This window comes from Bacteroides nordii (assembly GCF_019930665.1).
Lineage (GTDB): Bacteria > Bacteroidota > Bacteroidia > Bacteroidales > Bacteroidaceae > Bacteroides > Bacteroides nordii.
The window spans coordinates 4,079,967-4,100,787 of sequence record NZ_CP082886.1 but is presented as its reverse complement, the minus strand read 5'-3'; the positions used below and the strand labels follow the sequence as shown (position 1 = coordinate 4,100,787).

The 20,821-nt window shown below is 42.1% G+C and carries 10 protein-coding genes; 1 reads left to right on the top strand and 9 read right to left on the bottom strand.

Annotated features, from left to right (window positions below):
* Positions 1–3: 3 nt before the first annotated feature.
* From K8P02_RS16185 to K8P02_RS16145, 9 genes are all read right to left on the bottom strand, one after another.
* Positions 4–2,094 (bottom strand): glycoside hydrolase family 2 protein, encoded by a 2,091-nt coding sequence (locus K8P02_RS16185; RefSeq protein ID WP_226812804.1) that lies wholly within the window; start codon positions 2,092–2,094, stop codon positions 4–6.
* A 42-nt stretch (positions 2,095–2,136) separates the two neighbouring features.
* On the bottom strand, positions 2,137–3,231 hold the full coding sequence (locus K8P02_RS16180) for a glycoside hydrolase family 88/105 protein (protein ID WP_002558106.1): 1,095 nt from the start codon (positions 3,229–3,231) through the stop codon (positions 2,137–2,139).
* A gap of 821 nt (positions 3,232–4,052) precedes the next feature.
* Positions 4,053–5,402 (bottom strand): glycoside hydrolase family 88 protein, encoded by a 1,350-nt coding sequence (locus tag K8P02_RS16175; RefSeq protein WP_025867435.1) that lies wholly within the window; start codon positions 5,400–5,402, stop codon positions 4,053–4,055.
* Between the two features lie 84 nt (positions 5,403–5,486).
* Complete coding sequence (locus tag K8P02_RS16170; protein ID WP_025867434.1) at positions 5,487–9,944, bottom strand: polysaccharide lyase family 8 super-sandwich domain-containing protein; 4,458 nt, start codon at positions 9,942–9,944, stop codon at positions 5,487–5,489.
* A 143-nt stretch (positions 9,945–10,087) separates the two neighbouring features.
* Positions 10,088–11,950: a RagB/SusD family nutrient uptake outer membrane protein gene (locus tag K8P02_RS16165; RefSeq protein ID WP_025867433.1), complete on the bottom strand. Its 1,863-nt coding sequence runs from the start codon at positions 11,948–11,950 to the stop codon at positions 10,088–10,090.
* Between the two features lie 13 nt (positions 11,951–11,963).
* Positions 11,964–15,320, bottom strand: coding sequence for a TonB-dependent receptor (locus K8P02_RS16160; protein ID WP_223381526.1), 3,357 nt, complete (start codon positions 15,318–15,320; stop codon positions 11,964–11,966).
* Positions 15,321–15,479: 159 nt separating this feature from the next.
* Entirely contained in the window at positions 15,480–16,649 is a 1,170-nt protein-coding gene (locus K8P02_RS16155) for a discoidin domain-containing protein (RefSeq protein WP_025867432.1), read from the bottom strand.
* 25 nt (positions 16,650–16,674) lie between these two features.
* Positions 16,675–19,008 (bottom strand): M60 family metallopeptidase, encoded by a 2,334-nt coding sequence (locus tag K8P02_RS16150; RefSeq protein ID WP_025867431.1) that lies wholly within the window; start codon positions 19,006–19,008, stop codon positions 16,675–16,677.
* 102 nt (positions 19,009–19,110) lie between these two features.
* Positions 19,111–20,130, bottom strand: coding sequence for a FecR family protein (locus K8P02_RS16145; RefSeq protein WP_223381524.1), 1,020 nt, complete (start codon positions 20,128–20,130; stop codon positions 19,111–19,113).
* A gap of 124 nt (positions 20,131–20,254) precedes the next feature.
* Here K8P02_RS16145 and K8P02_RS16140 point away from each other — a divergent pair, with 124 nt between their 5' ends.
* On the top strand, positions 20,255–20,797 hold the full coding sequence (locus K8P02_RS16140; RefSeq protein WP_025867430.1) for an RNA polymerase sigma-70 factor: 543 nt from the start codon (positions 20,255–20,257) through the stop codon (positions 20,795–20,797).
* Positions 20,798–20,821 lie beyond the last annotated feature (24 nt).

Below are 20,821 nucleotides of genomic sequence, written 5' to 3'. Positions count from 1 at the left end.
GTATTACCAGCCGGCATGTACACTTTTGTTGACATAGGAGTCTGCTTCCCGTTTTTTCTCACCGGTATAGTTCCATTTAATCTCGTCTTTGTATTCTTTGCCTTTATACCGGACGATAGCTGTTAATGTATTTTTACCATTATTCAAGGTCACTTCGTCAAAGACGTAATGTACGTCTGTATATCCTTTTCGTATGCCATTCAACTCTTGACCGTTAAGATATACTTTCGGAGTACCTATATTGGAATATATAGTAACGGAAGTTACTTTTTTCTCTCGTTCGGTGTTTCTGCGTTGTGTAAGATACAGCACCGGATCTTTACTCCAATTAGCTTTGTACCAAAAGTAAGAATCTTTTTTTATTTTCCGGTCAAAAGTAACCAGTCCTTTTAAATTACGTGCAGGTACTCCGCCGCGTCCCCACATCGGGACAGCGAAATCAAACGTATTCCAAAGGTAAGAAGCAATGATAGATGGATGTTCGGCTATCACGCTCCATTGATATTCGTGTGTTTTTGTCTGGAAGGTTTCCGGATAGAAGGGTTTGGTCCAGTTCAGGGCATCTCCTAAATATTCGGTTTGGTGCTCGATATTGGCATCTGCTCCGTATTCCGTAAGCATTAGCTTTTGCCAGGGATACTCTTTTTCCATATTTTCTATCCAGGGCTTAATGTCCTGAACCTTCTTTTCGTACCAACCGAAATAACGGTTCATCCCCTGTATGTCGGCGTTTTGGTTTACAGGATGTTCTGCATGCCCATATCCGTTTACTGAGACTGTATACCTGTCGGGATCTTCCGTTTTAGCCAAATCATGTAAGGCTTGTGTTAATGAAGCCGTATATTCATGTGGTTGGTATACTTCATTATGGAGTCCCCATACGTAAATGGAAGGATGATTGAAACTCTGCCTGATCAGTTCGCGCAATTGCGTCTGTGCGTTTTCTGCTTCATAGCCGGTTACACGATTAACGAAAGGTATTTCGGCCCAGATAATCAATCCAAGACTATCACAACGGGAATAGAGATAATCGGATTGTTGGTAGTGGGCAAAACGAACAGTTGTAGCTCCTACATCCATGATAGTAGCCAGGTCAAAATCGTGTTGCTCATTTTTAAGAGCACTTCCCAGGCCCCACCAGTCCTGATGTCTTGTCACTCCATACATCGGATATTTCTCTCCGTTCAGATAGAAACCTTTGCCGGCTATAATCTCGTATTTGCGTACTCCCAATGGCTGGGTCACTTCATCAATCACTTTACCATCGGCCAACAGACGGGAAACAACTTTGTATAAATAAGGGTCTTTGCGTCCTTGCCATAAATGAGGTTTCTTGAGTTTAAAAGTAGTGCAATAACTTTGAGTTCCTTGCGGAGTAAGCTCAATGGCTTGATCGTCAGAAGCTACTTTCTTTCCCTCCTGTGTGTAAATTGTATTTTGAAGTACCAAAGATTCCGGTTTCAGACAACCATTGTCCAGTTTCACTTTTACGGTAATATCTGCCGATTGATGCGATACATTTTTTTGTGTGATATAGACACCGGGCGAAGCACAATCCATAACTGTTATGTTACTTTGTTCCGTAACGATCAGCCACACGGGGCGATACATGCCTCCATATACTCCAAAAAGACTGTGATTGACCGGGATAACATCCGGGCGGGCCGTATTATCAGTTTTTACAAGAATCTCGTTATCTTCACCATATTTTAGAGCTGTTCCTATCTCTGTGGCGAAAGCGGAATACGCACCTTTGTGTGTACCTACCAGTTTTCCGTTTACATAAACTTCGGTACAGGTTCCTACTCCTTCAAATCGTAAGAATACTCGTTTGCCCTGCAAACTCTTGTCCGCATAATAGTTCTTTTTATAGTATCCTGTTCCTTCGTAAAAGGAGTTCACTTTTACCTGCATGTCTTTAGCATTCCAGGTGTGGGGAATTTCCACTTCCTCCCATTTGGAATTCCATTGGGAGACAACCTTTGCCGGTTCACTTGAAAAAGGGCCTTTTTTGAATAGCCAGCCTTGATTGAAACTTATTGTCTCACGGGCGTGCAAGAGAGACGTGTAGCTGCATAAGCAAGCGATGAGCAATAAATAGATATAAATATGTTTCTTCACTGTATAGTATGATTATTAGTTTGCCATCTTGTAAATTTGATTGCCGGCCAACAAAAATGCACCGACTCCGTACACTTCGGTCATATCGCGGGTTACTTTGCGCGGATCTGCTCCGATGGGTTGTACATAACCTAATTTGCCGTCCGGTGCTACGGCATCCAGCATAGCCTGCCAACCTTTTGTGATAACAGGCGCGAAGGTGTTTTTATCCAGCAATCCCTCGTTCACTCCATATGCCAGGGCATAGACAATAAAGCCGGTGGCACTGGTTTCGGGCGAAGGGTAAGAAGCCGGGTCGAGCAGGCTGGCATGCCAGTACCCATCCGGACTCTGTAACTCTGCTACACGTGTGCACAAAGTAACAAATAATTTTGCATAAAAGTCACGATTCTTGTCTTTTTTAGGGAGTGCCTGGAGTATTTCGGCAAGACCTCCGAGTACCCAACCGTTACCACGTCCCCAGAAAACCTTCTTTCCGTTAGCTTCTTTTTTTCCGAAGTAGCGGCGGTCACGGTAAAATAAGTTTTCCTCTTTATCGAAAAGGTAGTCGTAAGTAGCCTTGTATTCTTTATTCATGAACTTTATGTATTTTTTCTCTCCCGTGAGGGCATAGAGTTTGGCATATACGGGAGGTGCCATGAAAAGGGCATCGCACCATGCCCAGCGGTCCAGTGTCTCTAACTTTCCGTAATCCAGTTCCAGGGTTGTTTTGGCAGGATATTCTACCACCCAGTTGGCGCGGGCCATTACCGGCATGATCATTTTCTCCTGTTTGTACTTCTTGTATAAGTCGATAAAGGGTTGCCCCACCGCAATGAAATCGGCGTGGTACATCCATTTTCCTACCTGGAAATGATTCTTCCGCCCTATTTTCAATAACCACTTGTAGTAGGTATCGTTACCGTCTTCCTGTTCAGCTATTTCTGCCCAGTCTATCATGCCCATGTAGAGGGCTGCGTGCGTCCAGTCCAAGTCGTCGTGCTCAGCTCCGTTGTTGGGATTGGCTATCTGCCAATCGGCTACTCTTTTCATCACTTCTTTGGTGGCTGCCTTTGTGAAAGGTACCTGTGCCGATGCTACAGTTCCGATCAGATAGGCAACAAGGACCATAAAACCTTTTTTCATGAAATTGATTTAATTAATGATTCTACTTTAACTGTGGGACTATCATTTAGTATTACTACCCACTTTCTTTTTAGACACTAAAAATGGCGTTTACCCTATGTTGGTATCTTTAATTTTCATTGATTCATTACTGATCGGACATGAACTGAACTCACCACAGAGTAGCACAGAGTTTCACAAAGTATTATTTATCTGATGAAACGCGGATTAACACATAAACACAGATTAAAAGATTGTAGTTCTTTATCTTAGATTTGTTTCCCTTTGCGAAAATCTGCGTTTCAAAAAAGATTTAAACTCTGTGGAACTCCGTGTTACTCTGTGGTGAAATACACTCAAAACCGTACAGTGACGAAGATTATGATCCTATCTTTTCGATGGAGGAAGTATCCGTAGACGGCATTGTTACCGTTATCCGGTGTTGTACTTTGTCTTTCTCAGAAAGGAACGTTTCTTTCCCCGGTGTGCAGTCTTGTTTTAGATGTACATGTAAAGCAGCATGAGATGCACATGTCGTACTGTCCCACATGCACATGTCGTACTGCTTTACATGTACATCTAAAACAATGTTACACACCGAGGCTTCCTACGTTACTCTACGAGATAGAGCTTTATCAATACCGGAGAAAGAGATAGATAGCAATGACAAACGTTATTAAGTTCAAAACTGGATCTATTTACGATTAGACGATGTACGATTGGAATTACTCTGTCTCTAGCATCGCTGAAAAACAGGCTTTTAAAAGGGTAATTCCAATCGTACATCGTACATCGTCTAATCGTAAATAGATTCGATTCATTATTGATCAGTATAAGTATTTGATGACTTTCCTTTTATCACCATTCCGTAGAACTATCACATACAGTCCGTTGGGTAGATTATTCTTTTGTATGATTGCTTGGCAAGTACGATCTCCCAATAACTCGTTAGCTACTTTGACTCCCTGTTCATTGTAGATGGTAACTCTTGTTTCCGGGTAGGAAAGGAGATCTTCGTCCGTTTCTTCTTCCTCTATCCCCGTGCCGCCTCCTTTTGTCAGCTTATACATTTCGGTAGCTGCCAGTAAAAAAGCTCCTACGCCGAAAGTAGCTGTCATATCTTTGGTTACATTCTTCGGGTCCTGCCCGATAGGTTGTACCCAGCCTAATTTTCCATTTTCGTGTATCGCTTCACACAATACATTCCATGCTTTTATTGCAGGTTCATACGCTTCCTGTTGTGTCAGCAGCCCGTTGTTCAGTCCGTAAATCAGGGCATACGTAATGAGAGCCGTACAACTTGTTTCGGGTGCCGGATAGCTGTCCGGGTCCAGTAAGCTGGCATGCCATGCTCCTTTTCCATCCTGCAACTTGATGAGGCTTTGTGCCAATGAACGGAAGATACTTTCGTAATAATTTCTGTATTCGGAATTCGCAGGCAGTGATTTCAGAATATTGGCGATTCCGGCTATTGCCCAGCCGTTACCTCTGCCCCAAAATACCTTTTTGCCGTTGGCTTCCGTCTTGTTGAAATAGCTGTCGTCTCTATAAAACAGCTTTTCGGTTTTATCGAATAAGTAGTCGTAGGTTTTTCTGAACTCTTTGTCCATGAATTCAAAATAGCGGGTATCATTCTTTAAAACACTCATCCGGGCATACAAGGGCGGTGCCATAAACAGGGCATCACACCACGTCCATGCCTCCTTGTTCCGGTAGCTCATAGAAGTATTACGGGTATCGGACATCACCCGTTCCATACGCTCCAGGGTTCCGGCAATCATCTTATCTTGTTTGTGTTTGCCATACATGGTAGCGAAGAACTGACCGATGCAGAACTCATCTGCATGATAAGGATAAATGCCATTCATTTTCCAGTTGCTTTGGGTGCCGATACCGGACAACCACTCCCAATAGGCCCCGCTCTCTTCTTCTCTCAGTGTCGCCCACTCGGACAGGCCGATGTATAATACTGAATGTGCCCAGGAGGCTATGCCATTGTCGTGCAGGTTTCCTGAAGCCGAATAGCGGAAGTTATCTATCTGCCAGCTTGCCACCCGTTTCACCTGGCTTTCAACGTCTGTGTAGCTGGGAGGAGTATGGTTACCGTTGGCGACTGTTACATTACATCCTAAGGAGAATAGGAGGAGCAGTCCTGATACATATATGTTTTTCTTCATAAATAGAGGGTGTTAGCGTATAAAAAAATCCGCAACACCTCCTTTGGGGGAAGGAGGCTGTTGCGGATATCTGAAAAGAAAGAATTAATGTACTATAAACTTAGCTGTGGCTCTCTGACCGGCAGCTTTATCTATCACATGCAGGATATAAATGCCTTGTGACAGATTGTTTGTATCAATCGTTGTGGTATTACCCTGTGCCCGAACGTTACCTGTTGTATCATACAACTTGAATTCGATACCCTGAGTATTACCTGCGATGATCTGTACCTGTTCTCCTTGTTTCACCGGATTCGGATAAACTGATACGGCAAAGTCGCTGTTGCCGGCTTTTACTTCTGTAATGCCAGTCGGGTCACCGCTTTCCGGGATATCCATCAGTGTTTTCTTACCGATGTTAAAGTCAGAAACCTGGATGGTGCTGCTGTTAATTTTGTCGTAATCTGTAATCGTTACTTTGATATAACGGAAAGATACTTTATTAGGCAACAATATCTTATTTTCGGCTACAGAAGTATCCAGGGTTATATTCTCCAGGACGGGAGTGAATTCATCCGCTTCATTGTTCTTGCCATAGAAAGATATGCGATTGGCTCTCAGACCTGTTGTAGTATTGCTATAATCACGGTGGCGATAAACGAAATATTCCATTTCCTGCGGAGTCTGCATATCAATCGTGAACGAAGGAATATAATCTGCCGGTGCTACGATACCAGAGAAAGTCTTTCCCGGTTTCACAAACAAGAAGGATGTTACGGTACTGTCGTCAATCATATTCTTAGGATCGTCTCCTCCTACAGTTGCATCTGCCGGGCCTGCCAAAGAAGTAGTAATGGTCCATGCAGAACGGTCTGCCAAAACATCTCTACCGGTTGAGGCAGGTGTGTTTTCATTCACCACGAACTTCATAGAACGGCCTTGATAAGGAGCTTCACTCTGATAAGTAACAAGACGTCTGCCTTTCACTGCCGGAGTTTCGATGCCTAAGTTGATCGGGCTGCTACCATTTGTCGGATCGGAGATATATACTACTGTTTCTGCTTTATCGGCATCCTTCACCAATACTACGCAGCCCGCGTCAGCTTCCACTGTCAAGCCATGTTTGCTGAAACCTGCTGATTTGTAGAATACTAATCCGTACATTTTCAATTCTTTGTGATAAACAGCCTGTACAGAGTCAGTGTTGATGATGATCTCGACGTTATCGCTCTTATAAGCCTTTGCATCATCCTTGCTGATGCCCGGAACGATGATATAAGCATATGATCCGTCAGTTGGTTGAGTGCCATGGTTGAAAGATAAAGTAAAGACATTGTTCTTCACTGTTTCATCGGCATAGTTGGTGTTGATGTCATACCAGTTACCGGTTCTTTCACCTGCGTTCAGTTGCAATTTGCCCTTCTGCGGGAAATAGTAACCTACGTTTCCGTGGAATGCCCAGTCCAGATTATCCTCGTAATTGTAATCTCCTGCCTGCAAGGTAGATTCGCTACCATTGGAAGAAACCACTACATCGCCATCCAGCAAACACTGGTTGACAGTTGTGTTCACCTGGAATTCAGAAGCAGACTTGATGCTGTTGCCCAGACAAACAATCTCTTTGTCGAAGAAGAACCATGCCTTATTAGCCGACGAGTTTATATTAAATTCATTGTCTATGTACTTGTAAGCAGATACACTGCACAGGCTGTCTGTAACACCACCTGCAAATGCCGATTGTCCCATCTTGATATAAGTGCTGGCTTGCGGTATTTCTGTGAATTCCGGACAAGTTACACCAGGTACTTTCGCATAATTCCATACCGGGAAGATGTTATAGTATTCGTTTCCTTTTACCATGATTGCGGTAGAACCATCCGACATGAAGTACTGCTTGATACCTTCGCCGTTGTCCTTCAAATATTCATTGCGTGCCGTACGGGTAGAAACCAAGCGCAAGTCTACTGTATACTCCGGACGCTGGTGGAGTGTGTAGTCACCACGGAAGAAATGTGTGCTTCGGGGTTCCAAGCCATAAGACGGTTGCTGAGTTCCGTTGATACGTGCGATGGTTTTCTCATATTTATCGGTATTGGCAGGATCTAATGCGATCATGCGTTCGATGATGCCTGTTCCCTTCTTGGTTGCACCGGGGCGGGTAGAAGAACGGCCGATTACGTTATATGACATATATCCACCACGAATGGTACCTATATACGTATTTACCAGACTGCTCAGGATGTCCAGCTGTTGTCCGGTTACTGTAAAACGAGTGCCGGCTGCATAGCTGCAAGCCTTGGTGATACCATCCAGGAATACATCACCGTATGCGCCGATATGTAATTGGTGTCCGTGTTGAGTAAATGAGTTATCATACTGGATACCTTCTGCACCAGTAGTATATTCAATGGTAGAGTAGATCTGATCCATTGCTTCACGCATCAGGTCGTCATCTTCTGTCAGGCAAGCGCGATACATCCAGTGCAAAGCTACGTCCACACGGTTTGCTCCTGTCTGAGAACTGGGGCTTCCGCCTTTATTTTTCAAGCGGGCGATAGATTTATTGAACAGGTCTTCAGAGATTTTCTCTTTGCCTAAGTTCTGCATAACAATCAGGTACTGTCCCATACGTTGCGGTTCACCGATTTGATTCTGATACCAGTTGTTGGAACTTGGCTGTTTGCTATGCCAGTAGGTAAGCATTAAGTCCATCTTAGCTTTCAGCTCATCATTGCCATAATACTTGCTTTCGGTTTGGGTATAAGCCAATCCCATAGCGAGCAGTCTGTCAAGATGTTGCATTGGCGGCCAGTCTGTGCGAGCATCAGATGCATAGTCTATATCAGGGAATGAACCGTCGTCTTGCAATTGTGTCAGATAAGAAGCTACGTTTTTATCGAGTTGGTCAATAGTGGAGATTTTACTTGCAACAACATCCGTAATAATACGATTGATGAAAGTCTTATAGACGGATTCTCCCAATACTGTAACCTTGCAAGTGGTACTTACAGAAGCATTGTTCTTCAATTTGGCTGTGATTGTTGCTTCACCGGTAGCTTTACAAAGCACTTTACCATCTGCGGTAATTTCTACCACTCCCGTATTGCTTGATTCGAGCGTATACTCTTTGTCTGTAGCGAATAGAGGAGCAAATCTTACGTCAAGGTTCGTCGTTTCGTTGGCTACGAATTCATAAGAGTCCTGTCCAAAGAAGATGCCGGTAGTTGCTACTCCTTCTCCGGCACAGGAGATGGAAGTTTTATAGTTAGTAGGATTGTCATACATACCCTGCATCCAGAATACATCAGCAGGAGCATCTTTAATGGCTATCGGGCGGATATTCAGTTCGCCTGCAGGAGTTCCCGAAGTAATGACCTCCTTCTCTGCCCAGGTAGCACCATTATCTGTGGTTTCGTAACGGTAGATTTCGAAAGTACCTTCGGCTGCCTTCTTTGACAGGTAAACGGTATTCAAATCATTTGCTCCGAAACAGATACCTCCGGCTTGGTAGGATTTGGCTTTAAAAATATTTCCTTCAACCGCTTTGTATTCGCTCATAGGCACTCCGTCTCCGGTGGTAATTGCTGTACTTTCCCATGCAGTTCCATTCCAGCGGGCATAATAGTAGGTGTGTCCTGTTGTAGTACCATCTTCTGCGGCTGTGAAAGCATCGTACAATACTACCGGATTACCGCTGGCATCGAGTGCAATATCATACGCCCATACCTTGTTGGTATCCTCTCCTTTGGCAATAACATCCAGTTCACTACTTTTAGACTCGGTGACATTCATACCGGAAATCGCTGTACCATCCGCCTTTTTGAATTCTAATTTGTCTCCTGTGGCATTTTTATTAATCTTCAGATAATGTACCGTGCTGTTTTTATAAGTCAGGCCAGTACCTAAGTGTGTAACCACCATGTGTATAGTGCCATCTGCAGCTTGGCAAGTACGCATTTGTGGAACTTCGTCGCGTTTTGCGTATGCATTTCCGATATCAGAGCCGATAAATCCTGCTCTTGTTTTAACTGCAGGTAAATTTCCGGTTTTATCGGCTACATTTGTAAAGAGAGAGTAACCTATATTGTTTTTTGAACGCCAGAATACGACCAGATCATTTCCCATCATGTGAGGAGTAGTGGAGCTGATTCCATATCCAGTCTGTTTTTGAGAACTGGACCACTCTGTAATGTCTTCCGCATTGGTGGAATACCAACTATAGAAGCCATTTTCTTTCTTATTGTCTGAACTGAAAAGTAGTAACTGTCCATTTCCTCTCACTGTAATAGCAGGAGACGAGAAATCATCCGAATAACCGGTAGATACAACCTTTTCTTTGGTTTCTCCTGTTGTGTGATCGTAAGACGCAACAATTAATGCTTTACTGGAACTAATCCAGGTAAAATAAGTTTTTCCGTTGTAATAAACGGCACTGGGTTGAGAGTTAAAAGACCATGCACCATCTTCTGTTAATGGCACGGTGACTTTCTCTGCTTGTACGGTAGTAGGCCCACCCATAAGCAGCAAAGCCCCTAATGAAAGAGTAGTAAGTAAGTGTTTCATAATAAGTTAAATTTATAAGAGAATTTAAAGTGTCGTTAACAAACTTGTGTAAAAAGAATATCCTCTGCGACCTGATGCCGGTCGACAAAAGAGACGCGAGGATATTCTGGTTAAATATTCATAGAGAGATAGATTTTTATAGTTTATTCATCAAACGAGATATCCAGCGGTTCTATATTGTTTTCTGAACCGGTATATCCAGGAGTTTGATTGATATGTCCTTGCACATTTGTCGAAATGGCATTTAATGCAATTGGCCACAATACATGATGCGGAGCCATTGTGTAATAGTTTCCTGCAGAAGTCTTCACGCCCTTATTATAGAATTCGGTAACGTCCATGATGTGATCATAAAAGAAATTCTTTTCGGTAAAGTGCTCCATATCGTATGTACGTCCTTTGTCGTCAACTTTTCCTGTCTTGGCATAGATGAAAGCGATACGGGTTAACTCCGTTTTACGAGGTTCCTCGTAGTAGAGTTCACGAGCTCTCTCGTCCAATATAGTACGGATGGTCATGTCATTAGCTGTAAACTCAGATGCCTGTGCTCTGCGACGTACTTCGTTTACATCGTCAGCAGCTTTCTGGAGATTGTCCATTCCACCTTTCCAAACATAAGCTTCTGCTCTTAACAGATAGGTTTCTGCCAAACGGAAGACGTACCAGTCGGCCCATCCACCACGCCACCAGCTATCTTTCTGGTCAGCGATATTGGTTTTATAGTGTGGCCATCCCACCCAGTCACGGATGGTATCGTTCACCAATATATTGCCTTGGTCGTCTCTGAATTGCAGGGGTTTTCCATACCATGGAGATTTGCTTTTCTCTAACTCCGGATTGTTGTAAACCAAGTCGGTCATTTCGATCCAGTTACCTTTGGCATGACGTAAATCAGTATTATCGGGTGTCCAGATCATATGAGTATGATACCAAGTGGAACGAGCAGTACATACACCGCGTCCGTACTCTTCGAGGTAAGGATTCTTTGTTGCATTATTATCAGTGAATCCGTTTTTACCGTCCGGGGTTTTTATTTCTCCATCTTTAGAGTACCAAGGCAATACTTGGCGTTTAATTTCCAATCCGGCAGCAGAACGAACATCTTCTCCGGCATCATAACGGTCGAGTACCATATAAAGTACCTCTTTATTTTCCGGTAATGATTTGTTAGCTGACTGATGTAAATCCCAAACTACATTTTTGGTAGGATCTGCTTTGTCTACTCCGAAACGTTGGGTCATCAGGCTATGCACACCGTCATTAATCACCTTATTGGCTGATTCGATAGCATCATCGAATTCACCCAAAGCCAAGTTAATTTTAGTCAACAGGTGGTAAGCAGCAGCCTGAGTTACCATGCCGATATATACTTGATTGGACAGGGCAGGAGCAGTACGTTCCAGATCTTTCTTCAGATAGCGCAAAATAGCTTCACGCTTAGTAGTGTAGAAATCGTAACGGGGAGCAGTAACTTCCTCTGTAATGAACGGGATGTCGCCAAACTGGTTTACTAAGCGATAGTAACGGAAAGCGCGGTGGAAGCAGGCCAGACCTTCAATTTCCAAGCGTTGCTGTTCGTTATCGAATTTTGCAGTTTTTGAACGGGTCAGCAGAGTATTTGCATCTTTAATACCTTTGTAAAGGTATGTCCAGAAGTTATTAATCTGACTGGCATTTCCTGTCAATGAAGCGCTCGGAGTGATCTGGCGAATCAAATCTTGCGGAGAGTTGGCAGCATCTGTACGTCCGTTGACACTCATATCCGAGAAAAAGTATTCGGAAAGGATACAAGGGTCTGCCGAACCGGAAGTGGGGTAGAAGTCAAAATAGCGTACGTCGCGATTCAACATATCGGTTCCTGTCTTCAAACCGTTATAATTGATAAACGAGTTTTCCGGTGTATAGAATGACAGCGGTTTGGGATCCAACCAGTCTGAACAGCTACTGGCTAACATCGAAAATCCAATGATGCAGGCTATACCTGCTTTATTATTGATTAGTCTCATATTTCTTCGGGTATTATAAAGTCAAGTTAATTCCAAAATAAATGATTCTTGGGGTGTTTTTATCACTGTTTTCCGGGTCGTAACCAGGCCAGTTGGAGATATATCCCGCATTTTTCATGGTTGCATTGATGTTGAGTGCCTGAATCTTCAAGGGTTCGATCAACCTTTTTGGGAAAGAGTATCCCAATGAGATATTGTCGAAACGCAGGAAAGAAGCATTTTTATAAATGGCATAAGTAACGCCACTCGGCTTCTTGCTTGCCAGACGAGGATATTCGTTGTTACGGTTCTCCGGTGTCCAGTATTCGCGTTTGATTTGGTTCGTTACGTTTAGCAGCGCATTGTCATTCGTGAAACGTCCTAATGTCTGCTTATGTCCTAAATAAGAGTACATGCTGAAAGAGAAAGTCAGGTTCTTGAACAAGGTAAATTCATTACGCATGTTCCAACGGAAACGTGGAGTTTTTGTGCCTTGGAACACTTTGTCTTCATTGGTATATGATCCGTTACCGTCTACATCGAGCAAATGAACATCACCCGGTTGCTGACCGTATTTGGCTGCTTCTTCGCGATCTTCTTCCTGCCAGATACCAACTACTTTGTAATCCCAAATCTCGTCAATATCATGACCGATGAAACGCTTATTCTTGATATCATCGGCTTCTTTTTGTCCGATCACATTTCCAGCTTCATCTTTGATGTCTTCCATGATGCCATACAGATGCGTGATCTTGTTTTTGTTGTAAGCAAAGCTGAATGAAGTGCGCCATGTCAGATTCTTCATTTTGATATTGGTAGAGTTTAATGATAATTCAACACCGTGGTTCTGCACTTCACCAATATTTGACATTACTGTAGAGTATCCGATAAGATTGGGCAGTTCACGGCTTACCAACAGATCTTTTGTGATCTTCTTGTATACATCTAAACTACCGTTCAGGCGACCTTTCAGTAAAGTGAAGTCCAAACCGGCATTCCAAGAAACAGTAGATTCCCATTTCAGATTGGGATTTGCCATTGTCATAGCATAGAATGTGTTGATTGTAATAAGTTTACCTGTTGCCGGATCAACATACAAATATTTACGGGGAGACAGTTGCATGAAAGCGGCATAAGTATCGACGGCACGATTACCGTTTTTACCCCAGGAAAGGCGAAGCTTACCATATTCAAACCATTCCGGCATGTTTAACCATTTTTCTTCGGAGAATACCCAACCCAAAGCAACAGCCGGGAAAGTGGCACGCGGATTTGCCAAACCGAAAGCAGAGTAACCGTCACGACGTACAGTGGCTGTGATTAGATAGCGTTGATCGTATACATAGTGTAAACGTCCCATATAGGCATCGCCGGTGCGATAAATATCGTTACTTTCTATCTTTGGAGTGGTACCGAAACCAATACCGCCATAACCCAAGTCATCAGTTGGTTGGAAGTCTTCATTGGTCATCTCGTCTTGCCAGCGTTGGAATTTTTCCCAGTTGGCAAGGAAAGTGAAATCGAAGGAGTGCTTGCCAAAAACTTTGTTCCATTTCAGCATATTATCCCACTGCCAGTAAAAATCTTTAGTCTGTTTACGTTCTGCACGTCCGTTTTGTGAACCTGCACTCGGATGGTCTGCCGACTTCTGATAGAGGTAGTTAGTCCATTCAAAACGTGGAGAGTAAGTCGTTTGTATAGAGAATCCAAGCGGTAAGTTAATCTTCATATAGATAGAAGCATTCAGGTTCTCAATATCATTGCGTTTGGCTGTGTAAGCTGGTGTTACCAATGGGTTGATTTGGTTATTATTGCCCGTAGGATAATATTTGAGTGTTGTTCCATCTTCTTCGTAAATACTTCCATAAGGAGAAAGAGAAGAATAATAGCCAGTGTCGTTTCCAGTATAGCCTTCATCACGTGAAGTAAACTGTGCGTTTACACCATAGGTGAGGAAAGACTGTACTTTGTTCTCAAGGTTAATACGGGCACGAATGGCACTATAGCCTGCACCGTGAACGTTACTTTCATTTTTCAGGTAATTGACGGAAGAGTAATAAGACATTTCATCTTTTTTGCCAGCTACACTTACTGTATAGTCCTGACGAAGAGCTACATCTTGATAAATTACATCTCTCCAGTCTACAGTTCTGCCTGCCAGATAGTTGGCAACTTCCGTACTGGTCAGCTCAAGACGGGTCAGATATTCTTTAGTGGGATCTCCTTTGGAGTTTCCCATCCATGCTGCCAATTCAGTATTGGTCATATATGCCGGATTGTTGAAGTATCCTTGTGCAGCTTTTGTAGGATCTTTGCTCAATTCCACATCTCGACGGAAGTTGATGAAATCTTCTCCTTCATATACGTCAGGCAATGAATTTACCATTGAGAGTCCCCATGTACCACTGAAGTTGATAACCGGTTTCTTAGAGCCCGTTCCTTTTTTGGTAGTGATCAAAACAACGCCATTGGCTGCTTTTGCACCATATACGGCTGTTGAGCTGGCATCTTTCAAAATATCTATTTGTTCGATGTCATTCGGGTTGATATCCGTCATCTGTCCGGAATAGATAACGCCATCCAGTACGATTAATGGTTCCAAAGAACTCTTGTCATTATCTGTTGCACGTAAGTTATTCTTACCGCGGATCATCATGCTTGAATTTCCTTTTGTATCAGTCTCAATACCTACTGACAAACCGGCTACTCCTGTACGAAGCATATCCTGAATAGTTCTGGGCTGTTCTTTTTCCAAATCACTTCCTTTCAGTGAGGCTACTGCACCGGTCAAGTCTTTCTTCTTCATGGTACCGTAACCTACTACTACCACTTCTTCCAATGTTTTGGAGTCTTCTGCCATTTTTACGATTGTACTGCGACCGGCTTTCACTACTTGTGTAGCATATCCGATATAGGAAATCTTCAAGTTTGCACCGGCAGGAGCCATCAAAGTATAGTTACCGTCTAAGTCGGTAATTACTCCGTTAGTGGTTCCTTCTTCTACGACATTGGCTCCAATGATTGGTTCACCAGTCTCATCTACTACTTTTCCTTGAATATTGATTGGGTGTCCTACCTGTTTTACCTCTTTTTTAGGGAACAAAGCGATTTGAGTACTTGTTACCTCGAAATTCAAGTTTGTCTTGGAAAACATTTTCTTCAAGGCTTCAGAAATAAGTTCTTTTTTCGCATTTAAACTGACCGTCTGCTTGATGTCAGTCTGTTTTGCATCATAGAAGAAGGTATATCCGCTTGCTTTCTCTATGCGAGCCATAGCTTCAGACAGTGGTATGTTCGAGAAACTGATAGTAATCTGCTTCTCCTTAGTCTGTGCGGATAAATTAACACAGACGAACAGCAACAAAAGAAATACTAAATGTTTTAGATTCATATTTTTTTAAATTATAAGTTAACGATGAAGTGCAATAAGAACCTTGGCTTAAAAGATTTAAGCCTACTCATTCCCTTAATCATTGATTGAATATTCAAGGGTGGGCAATGGGTTGACACCACCCTTGAAGTTCATTGGAGGGGGATTTTCCTCCCGAGGTTATTCTTCAGGCGAATGGTCTTCGGGAGTATAGTCCATAAATTTCTTATTACCAATATTGAAATCTGAGATTTGGATTGTATTACCGCTATTACTCCATCCATCGTAGGTTAATTTGAAGTAACGGTAACTTACATTTTCAGGTAGATCGACAGTTACACTACTAATTGTAGCTGCGGTGGCTATTGGAGCTTCTTTTATAACTTCCGTATAGTTTTCTCCGTCATTACTTCCATAAACGGATACTTTTGTTACACGGAGGTTAGCGCTTGTATTTTGATAAGTACGGTGACGCAATACAAAGAAGTCGAAATTTTGCGGGGTCTGCATGTCGATTACAAAGAATACGGATTCATCTTTACCGATTGTAAGCTTTCCTGGTTTAACCAGAGCCAGACAACTCTTTTCGTCGTCATCGATCAAACATTCGGGAGCGCCATTTATTACTCCGTCAGAGAAATAGTCATGAGAGGTAGTTACGGTCCAGTTGGTGCGATCCAATAAGCTCGAGTGATCAATATCACGTACATAAACCTCACAAGTTGCGCTTACATTGCTTCCATCCACGGCTTTTACAGTGATTGTAACATCTCCTAAAGCTTTGGTATACACTTCGCCATACTCATTTACTTCTGCAATCATGGCGTCGGAAGATGAATAAACTACATCAGGAGTAGTTGCATTGTCCGGGTTTACAGTCACTACACCACCTAAATTGAAAGTAGATTCTACGCCCATATAGTACTTCTGATACTTTTCGGGAATGGTGATGGAGGTAACCGGATAAATGCGTTTTTCCACTTTCACGAGGCAAGTAGTCCACATATCTGTGTTGTTAACAGACCATACGGTTAGCACGGATTCACCTATTCCGGTAGCAGTAATCACCCCATTTTCATCGACGGTGAATACTTTGTCGTTTCCGGTAGTGTACCGGTATGTATATTCATCAGCATCTATCGCACCTTCGGGCAATGTAGTGACTTTCGTATTCCAAGTGTCGCCTTCTATCAAAGAAATTACTTCATCCGGTACATCCGTTACCATCATGCGGTTCACTTTTATACTTGTGTTGTCATCTTTGTCATCGCAGGCTGCCATGCCGGACAGGAGTAAAACTCCTGTCAGCACCAATGCCAATTTATTAGTTATATATCTCAATGTTTTCATTATTATAAAAAATTAGATTCAGATTTTATTTTTTATACGATTCAAAGTTCTCATCAGTAATCAGGTACAAATTCTCCGGTGCTTTATTGTAACCCTTTGCCCGGATTTCCGCTTTCAAGTCGTCGATTTGTTTTTGGGTTACTGTGAAATTCTTGTTACCGTAATCATTGAATGTCTTATCCACCGGACGGAGGAACCCCCATTTTTCAAAGAAATCCAGAAAGTCTATTTTGGCTCCGTTACATACCTGACGAACAAAGTCTAATTGCAAGATACCTTGTGTATCAACTGAAGTATCCAGATCCGGAGTTGTGCGATAATGTTCATACAAATCGCGATAGAAGTCTTCTTGTCCCAACACATCCATAATGTAAAGCTTCAATTGCCAGAAAGGTACCAGTTTTACATAATATTCATCAGAAGCATTGTCCAGGCAATGGGGTTGTTCAGCTTCAATAATACGTTGAATGGCTTCTTCGTAAACAGTCATACCCGGCTTATCCTGATCCATTAATCTGGAGCCTTTTCCGAATGCACCTCTGACGTAGTTAGCACAAATATTATTGGTAACTTCGGTAGTACCTGTCCATTTCAGTCCCGGGCGAGTCTGATTGCTATGGCCGATCTCATGACCTAATACCCAAACACGGCTTTTCAATTCCGTAGTGGTACAGAATACCCCTTTGTAGCTTGGTAAGTAGGCTGTATGGTTGGCAGCTGAATACGGATTCTTACTGTTGTATTCCACATGTAGGTACATGCGGTTACCAAATAATTTATTGTATTTGAACAGTCCCATGAAATCCCATTCCAGACGAACGACTTCATCCATCAGATCCATTACTTCCAGGATCGGTGTATTGGCTTCTTTATAATCGTTCACTGTCCAGGTGATGTGTACATATTTGCCCAATACATCGATGTCCTGATATTTGGCATTGCGCAGTACTTCTTCAAATTCGGCTTGTGTACCGGTCTGTGCATCGAAGTAGCCATTTACTTTAGCGAACGGGAAATGTATTTTCACCGTTTTAGCTGCAGCAGCTTGCTTGTCAGCCTCAGTCTCCAATGTCAATGGAATTTTTTCATTAGTTAGATTCTGAATGTAAACCAAACCGTCGGATAATATTTTTATAGTGTTTTCTCCTTCTTTCAGTGCATAAGATTTGCTACTGTTGTAACCTAATCTCAAATCCTGTACAATCATGGAAAGGTTTTGACCTTTCGTATCGCCTACAAGTACTGTCAGTTCTTCACCTTGCTCTACATAGATGCCAGTGGGATTATCGCGTAAGCTATAAGTAGAGGTTTTGTTCACCTCTGCCATTACATTCGGATTCTGGTACGGACGATATTCTGCCACTCTGTATTCCGGATTATAGGAACCATTCAGTAGGGCTGTTGCCAGTTTTTTATATGTTTCGCCCGGCATTTTCCGAATATCAGTTTCGGTGACTCCTTCACGCAGTTCTGAACAAGTATTATCGGTAAATACTTTGGTGTAGTCGTATTTGTTAGCACTTATACGGAAAAATTCCATTTCAGCACAACTAATACGGTTGTTGTGAGCGGCGTTGATAACGAAGCGTACTTGTTTTACATTCTTTACCGGTTCATTTAAGTTCAGAATGGTGGCCGTAACATAATTGGTTTCCAGAGTATATTCTTTTACTTTCACGAATTCTGGTTTCTCTTCGGTAGATACCCAGACCTCAAAATCATTGAAAGCACCGTATTTTGTTCCATTGTCAGTACGTGGATGGTAAATGATGTAATCCAGTGATGTGCAGTCTTTCAATGTATATGTAATCAGGAAAGGCCAGTCGGTGAATGCTCCGAACTTGGAATTGAAATAACTGATGTAATCACCATCGTATGAATTGATGATGCCACGCTGCTCAGATTCTACTTCTTCAGTGGTAGCTTCAGCGTTTGTTACTTCTATCTTCACGTCAGCTGACCCGCTGGAAGCGGCTTGAGTTACAGGTATTTCTCTTCTTAGATCTCCATAGGTGAGTGTTATCACTGTAGCGCGTGGCTCTTCATAATAATTAGGTTCAAAGGTTACTTTTAGTAAATTATCTTCCAGCATCGGATAGCACCAGTCTTTTCCTTCTCCGATAACAGAAAACTGTACATTGGCAAGATCAACATCTTCGGTTACTACCAGATAGACTTCCTGATTTCCGCCACTTGCGGGAATATTCAATTCGAGAGGTAATACTCTTATCCAGCCTTCACGTCCGGGATCGGTATCGTCATCCTTGCAAGATGTGAATAAAAGCACAAATAAGATCAAAGCAATGTTCCATATGTTCAATGAACAGAGCTTACATTTTTTTTCATAAATGCTAATCATTGTTTATTTAATAGATTAAAAAAGGTAACTAATAGATTGCCATTCAAATCCTTACTCGAGATTAAACTTTACCTGGCAATCGGTTAATTTATTAATGAATTGTTATTTTTTACCAATAGTCACTACGTTTTCCTCATCGAACGAATATGCTATCGGATGTATACGTGACATAATTCGCAAAATTTCTTCCAGAGGTTCATGGCGCAGTGTAAACGTATATCTGAACTGATCTTTCAGCTCCGGTGAAAGATTTATTTTCACATTATACCATTTGGATAAGAATCGGCAAATTTCTCCCAAGTTTTTGTTTCGGAATAACATCTGGTCATTCGCCCAGGAAACTGCCAGGTTCACATCTCCTTTTTCTACTTTAATATCATGGTTACGTTTATTGTAAGTTGCAACTTCACCGGGACGCAACATATGATGTTCGTTCGCAGTTTCTAAAGAAACGGAACCTTTTTGCAGGCTGACATAGATGTTGTCCGATTCCGGAAAAGCTTCTACATTAAATTTAGTCCCGTGTACTACTACTTTTACGCCATCCATTTGTACTACAAAAGGATTATTTTTATCGTAAGTTACATCAAAATAAGCTTCTCCGGTCAGGTTCACCACTCTTTCTTTTACCTGAAAATTGGTATTATATCCTACGGTTGTTTTTGAATGAACCCATACGGAGGTTCCGTCAGGCAGTACTATTTTAGATTTTCCACCCCAGTTTGTGTAAGTCTGCTGTGCGAGTTCGGGACGCCCTATTTTCATGCCAAAATAAAAAGAAGCCGATGCAAATAGGGTTGCCAGAATACAAGCTGCGGCTACATATTTACGTATAAAGACCATTGCTTTATTGCTCTGCTTATTACCAACAACTTTTTTCTCCTCTTTTTTAGCCAATTCTTTTTCGTTCATACGACGTATTAGCTCGTTCCAGCATGAATCCGTATTCACAGTATATTCAACAGCTTTAGCGCGTACTTGCTTCCAAACTTCCTGAAGTTCTTCAAAAAGTTCTTTGTTTTCTGCAACGGACAGCCATTTTTCAAACAGTTGTTCGTCGCCGGCAGTAAGTTCGCCTTTTAATTTAGAGATGATTAAATCCCAAGGGATATTTTTTTTCATATAACGTTTTTAGCTGTTTACAATACTATGACACGAGAATTCGAGTGTACCCTTATTTATACTATACACTTTTTTAAATTATTTTTTTGTATGTTTGTGAAATGAACTCAATATGAACTAAATAATGAATGATATCTTTTTATTAAGACTGCTCAAATCTGGGGATAAGCAAGCGTTTAAGCTATTATTTGATAGCTATTTTGAAGCGTTGTGTCGATTCATGTATATCTATCTGGGGAATAAACAGGATGCGGAAGAGATAGCAATTGATATTTTTATGTATCTTTGGGAAAATAGAGAAAAGATAGAGATTAAGCTGACTTTTAAAGGATATTTGTTTCAGACTGCTCGTAATCGATGTTTAAACGCATTGCGAGACCGTAAAAATACGCTGGCGATAGATGAAATAAGCGGAACTGAGATTCCTCAGGCGGATATGGGAAGTTCATTAGAGATGGAAGAGTTAAGTCGGTTGATAGAAGAGGCTGTTTTATCTTTACCTGGCAGATGTCATGAGATCTTTGTGAAGAGCCGTGAAGAGAAGTTGACTAATCAGGAAATAGCCGATGAAATGAATATATCCGTGAAGACAGTAGAAGCTCAGATAACCAAGGCTCTTAAGCGTATCCGCGAGTTTTTGGGAGAACAATATTATTACTTGTTTTAGTGCCGCTGGCATTCGAAGCAAAGT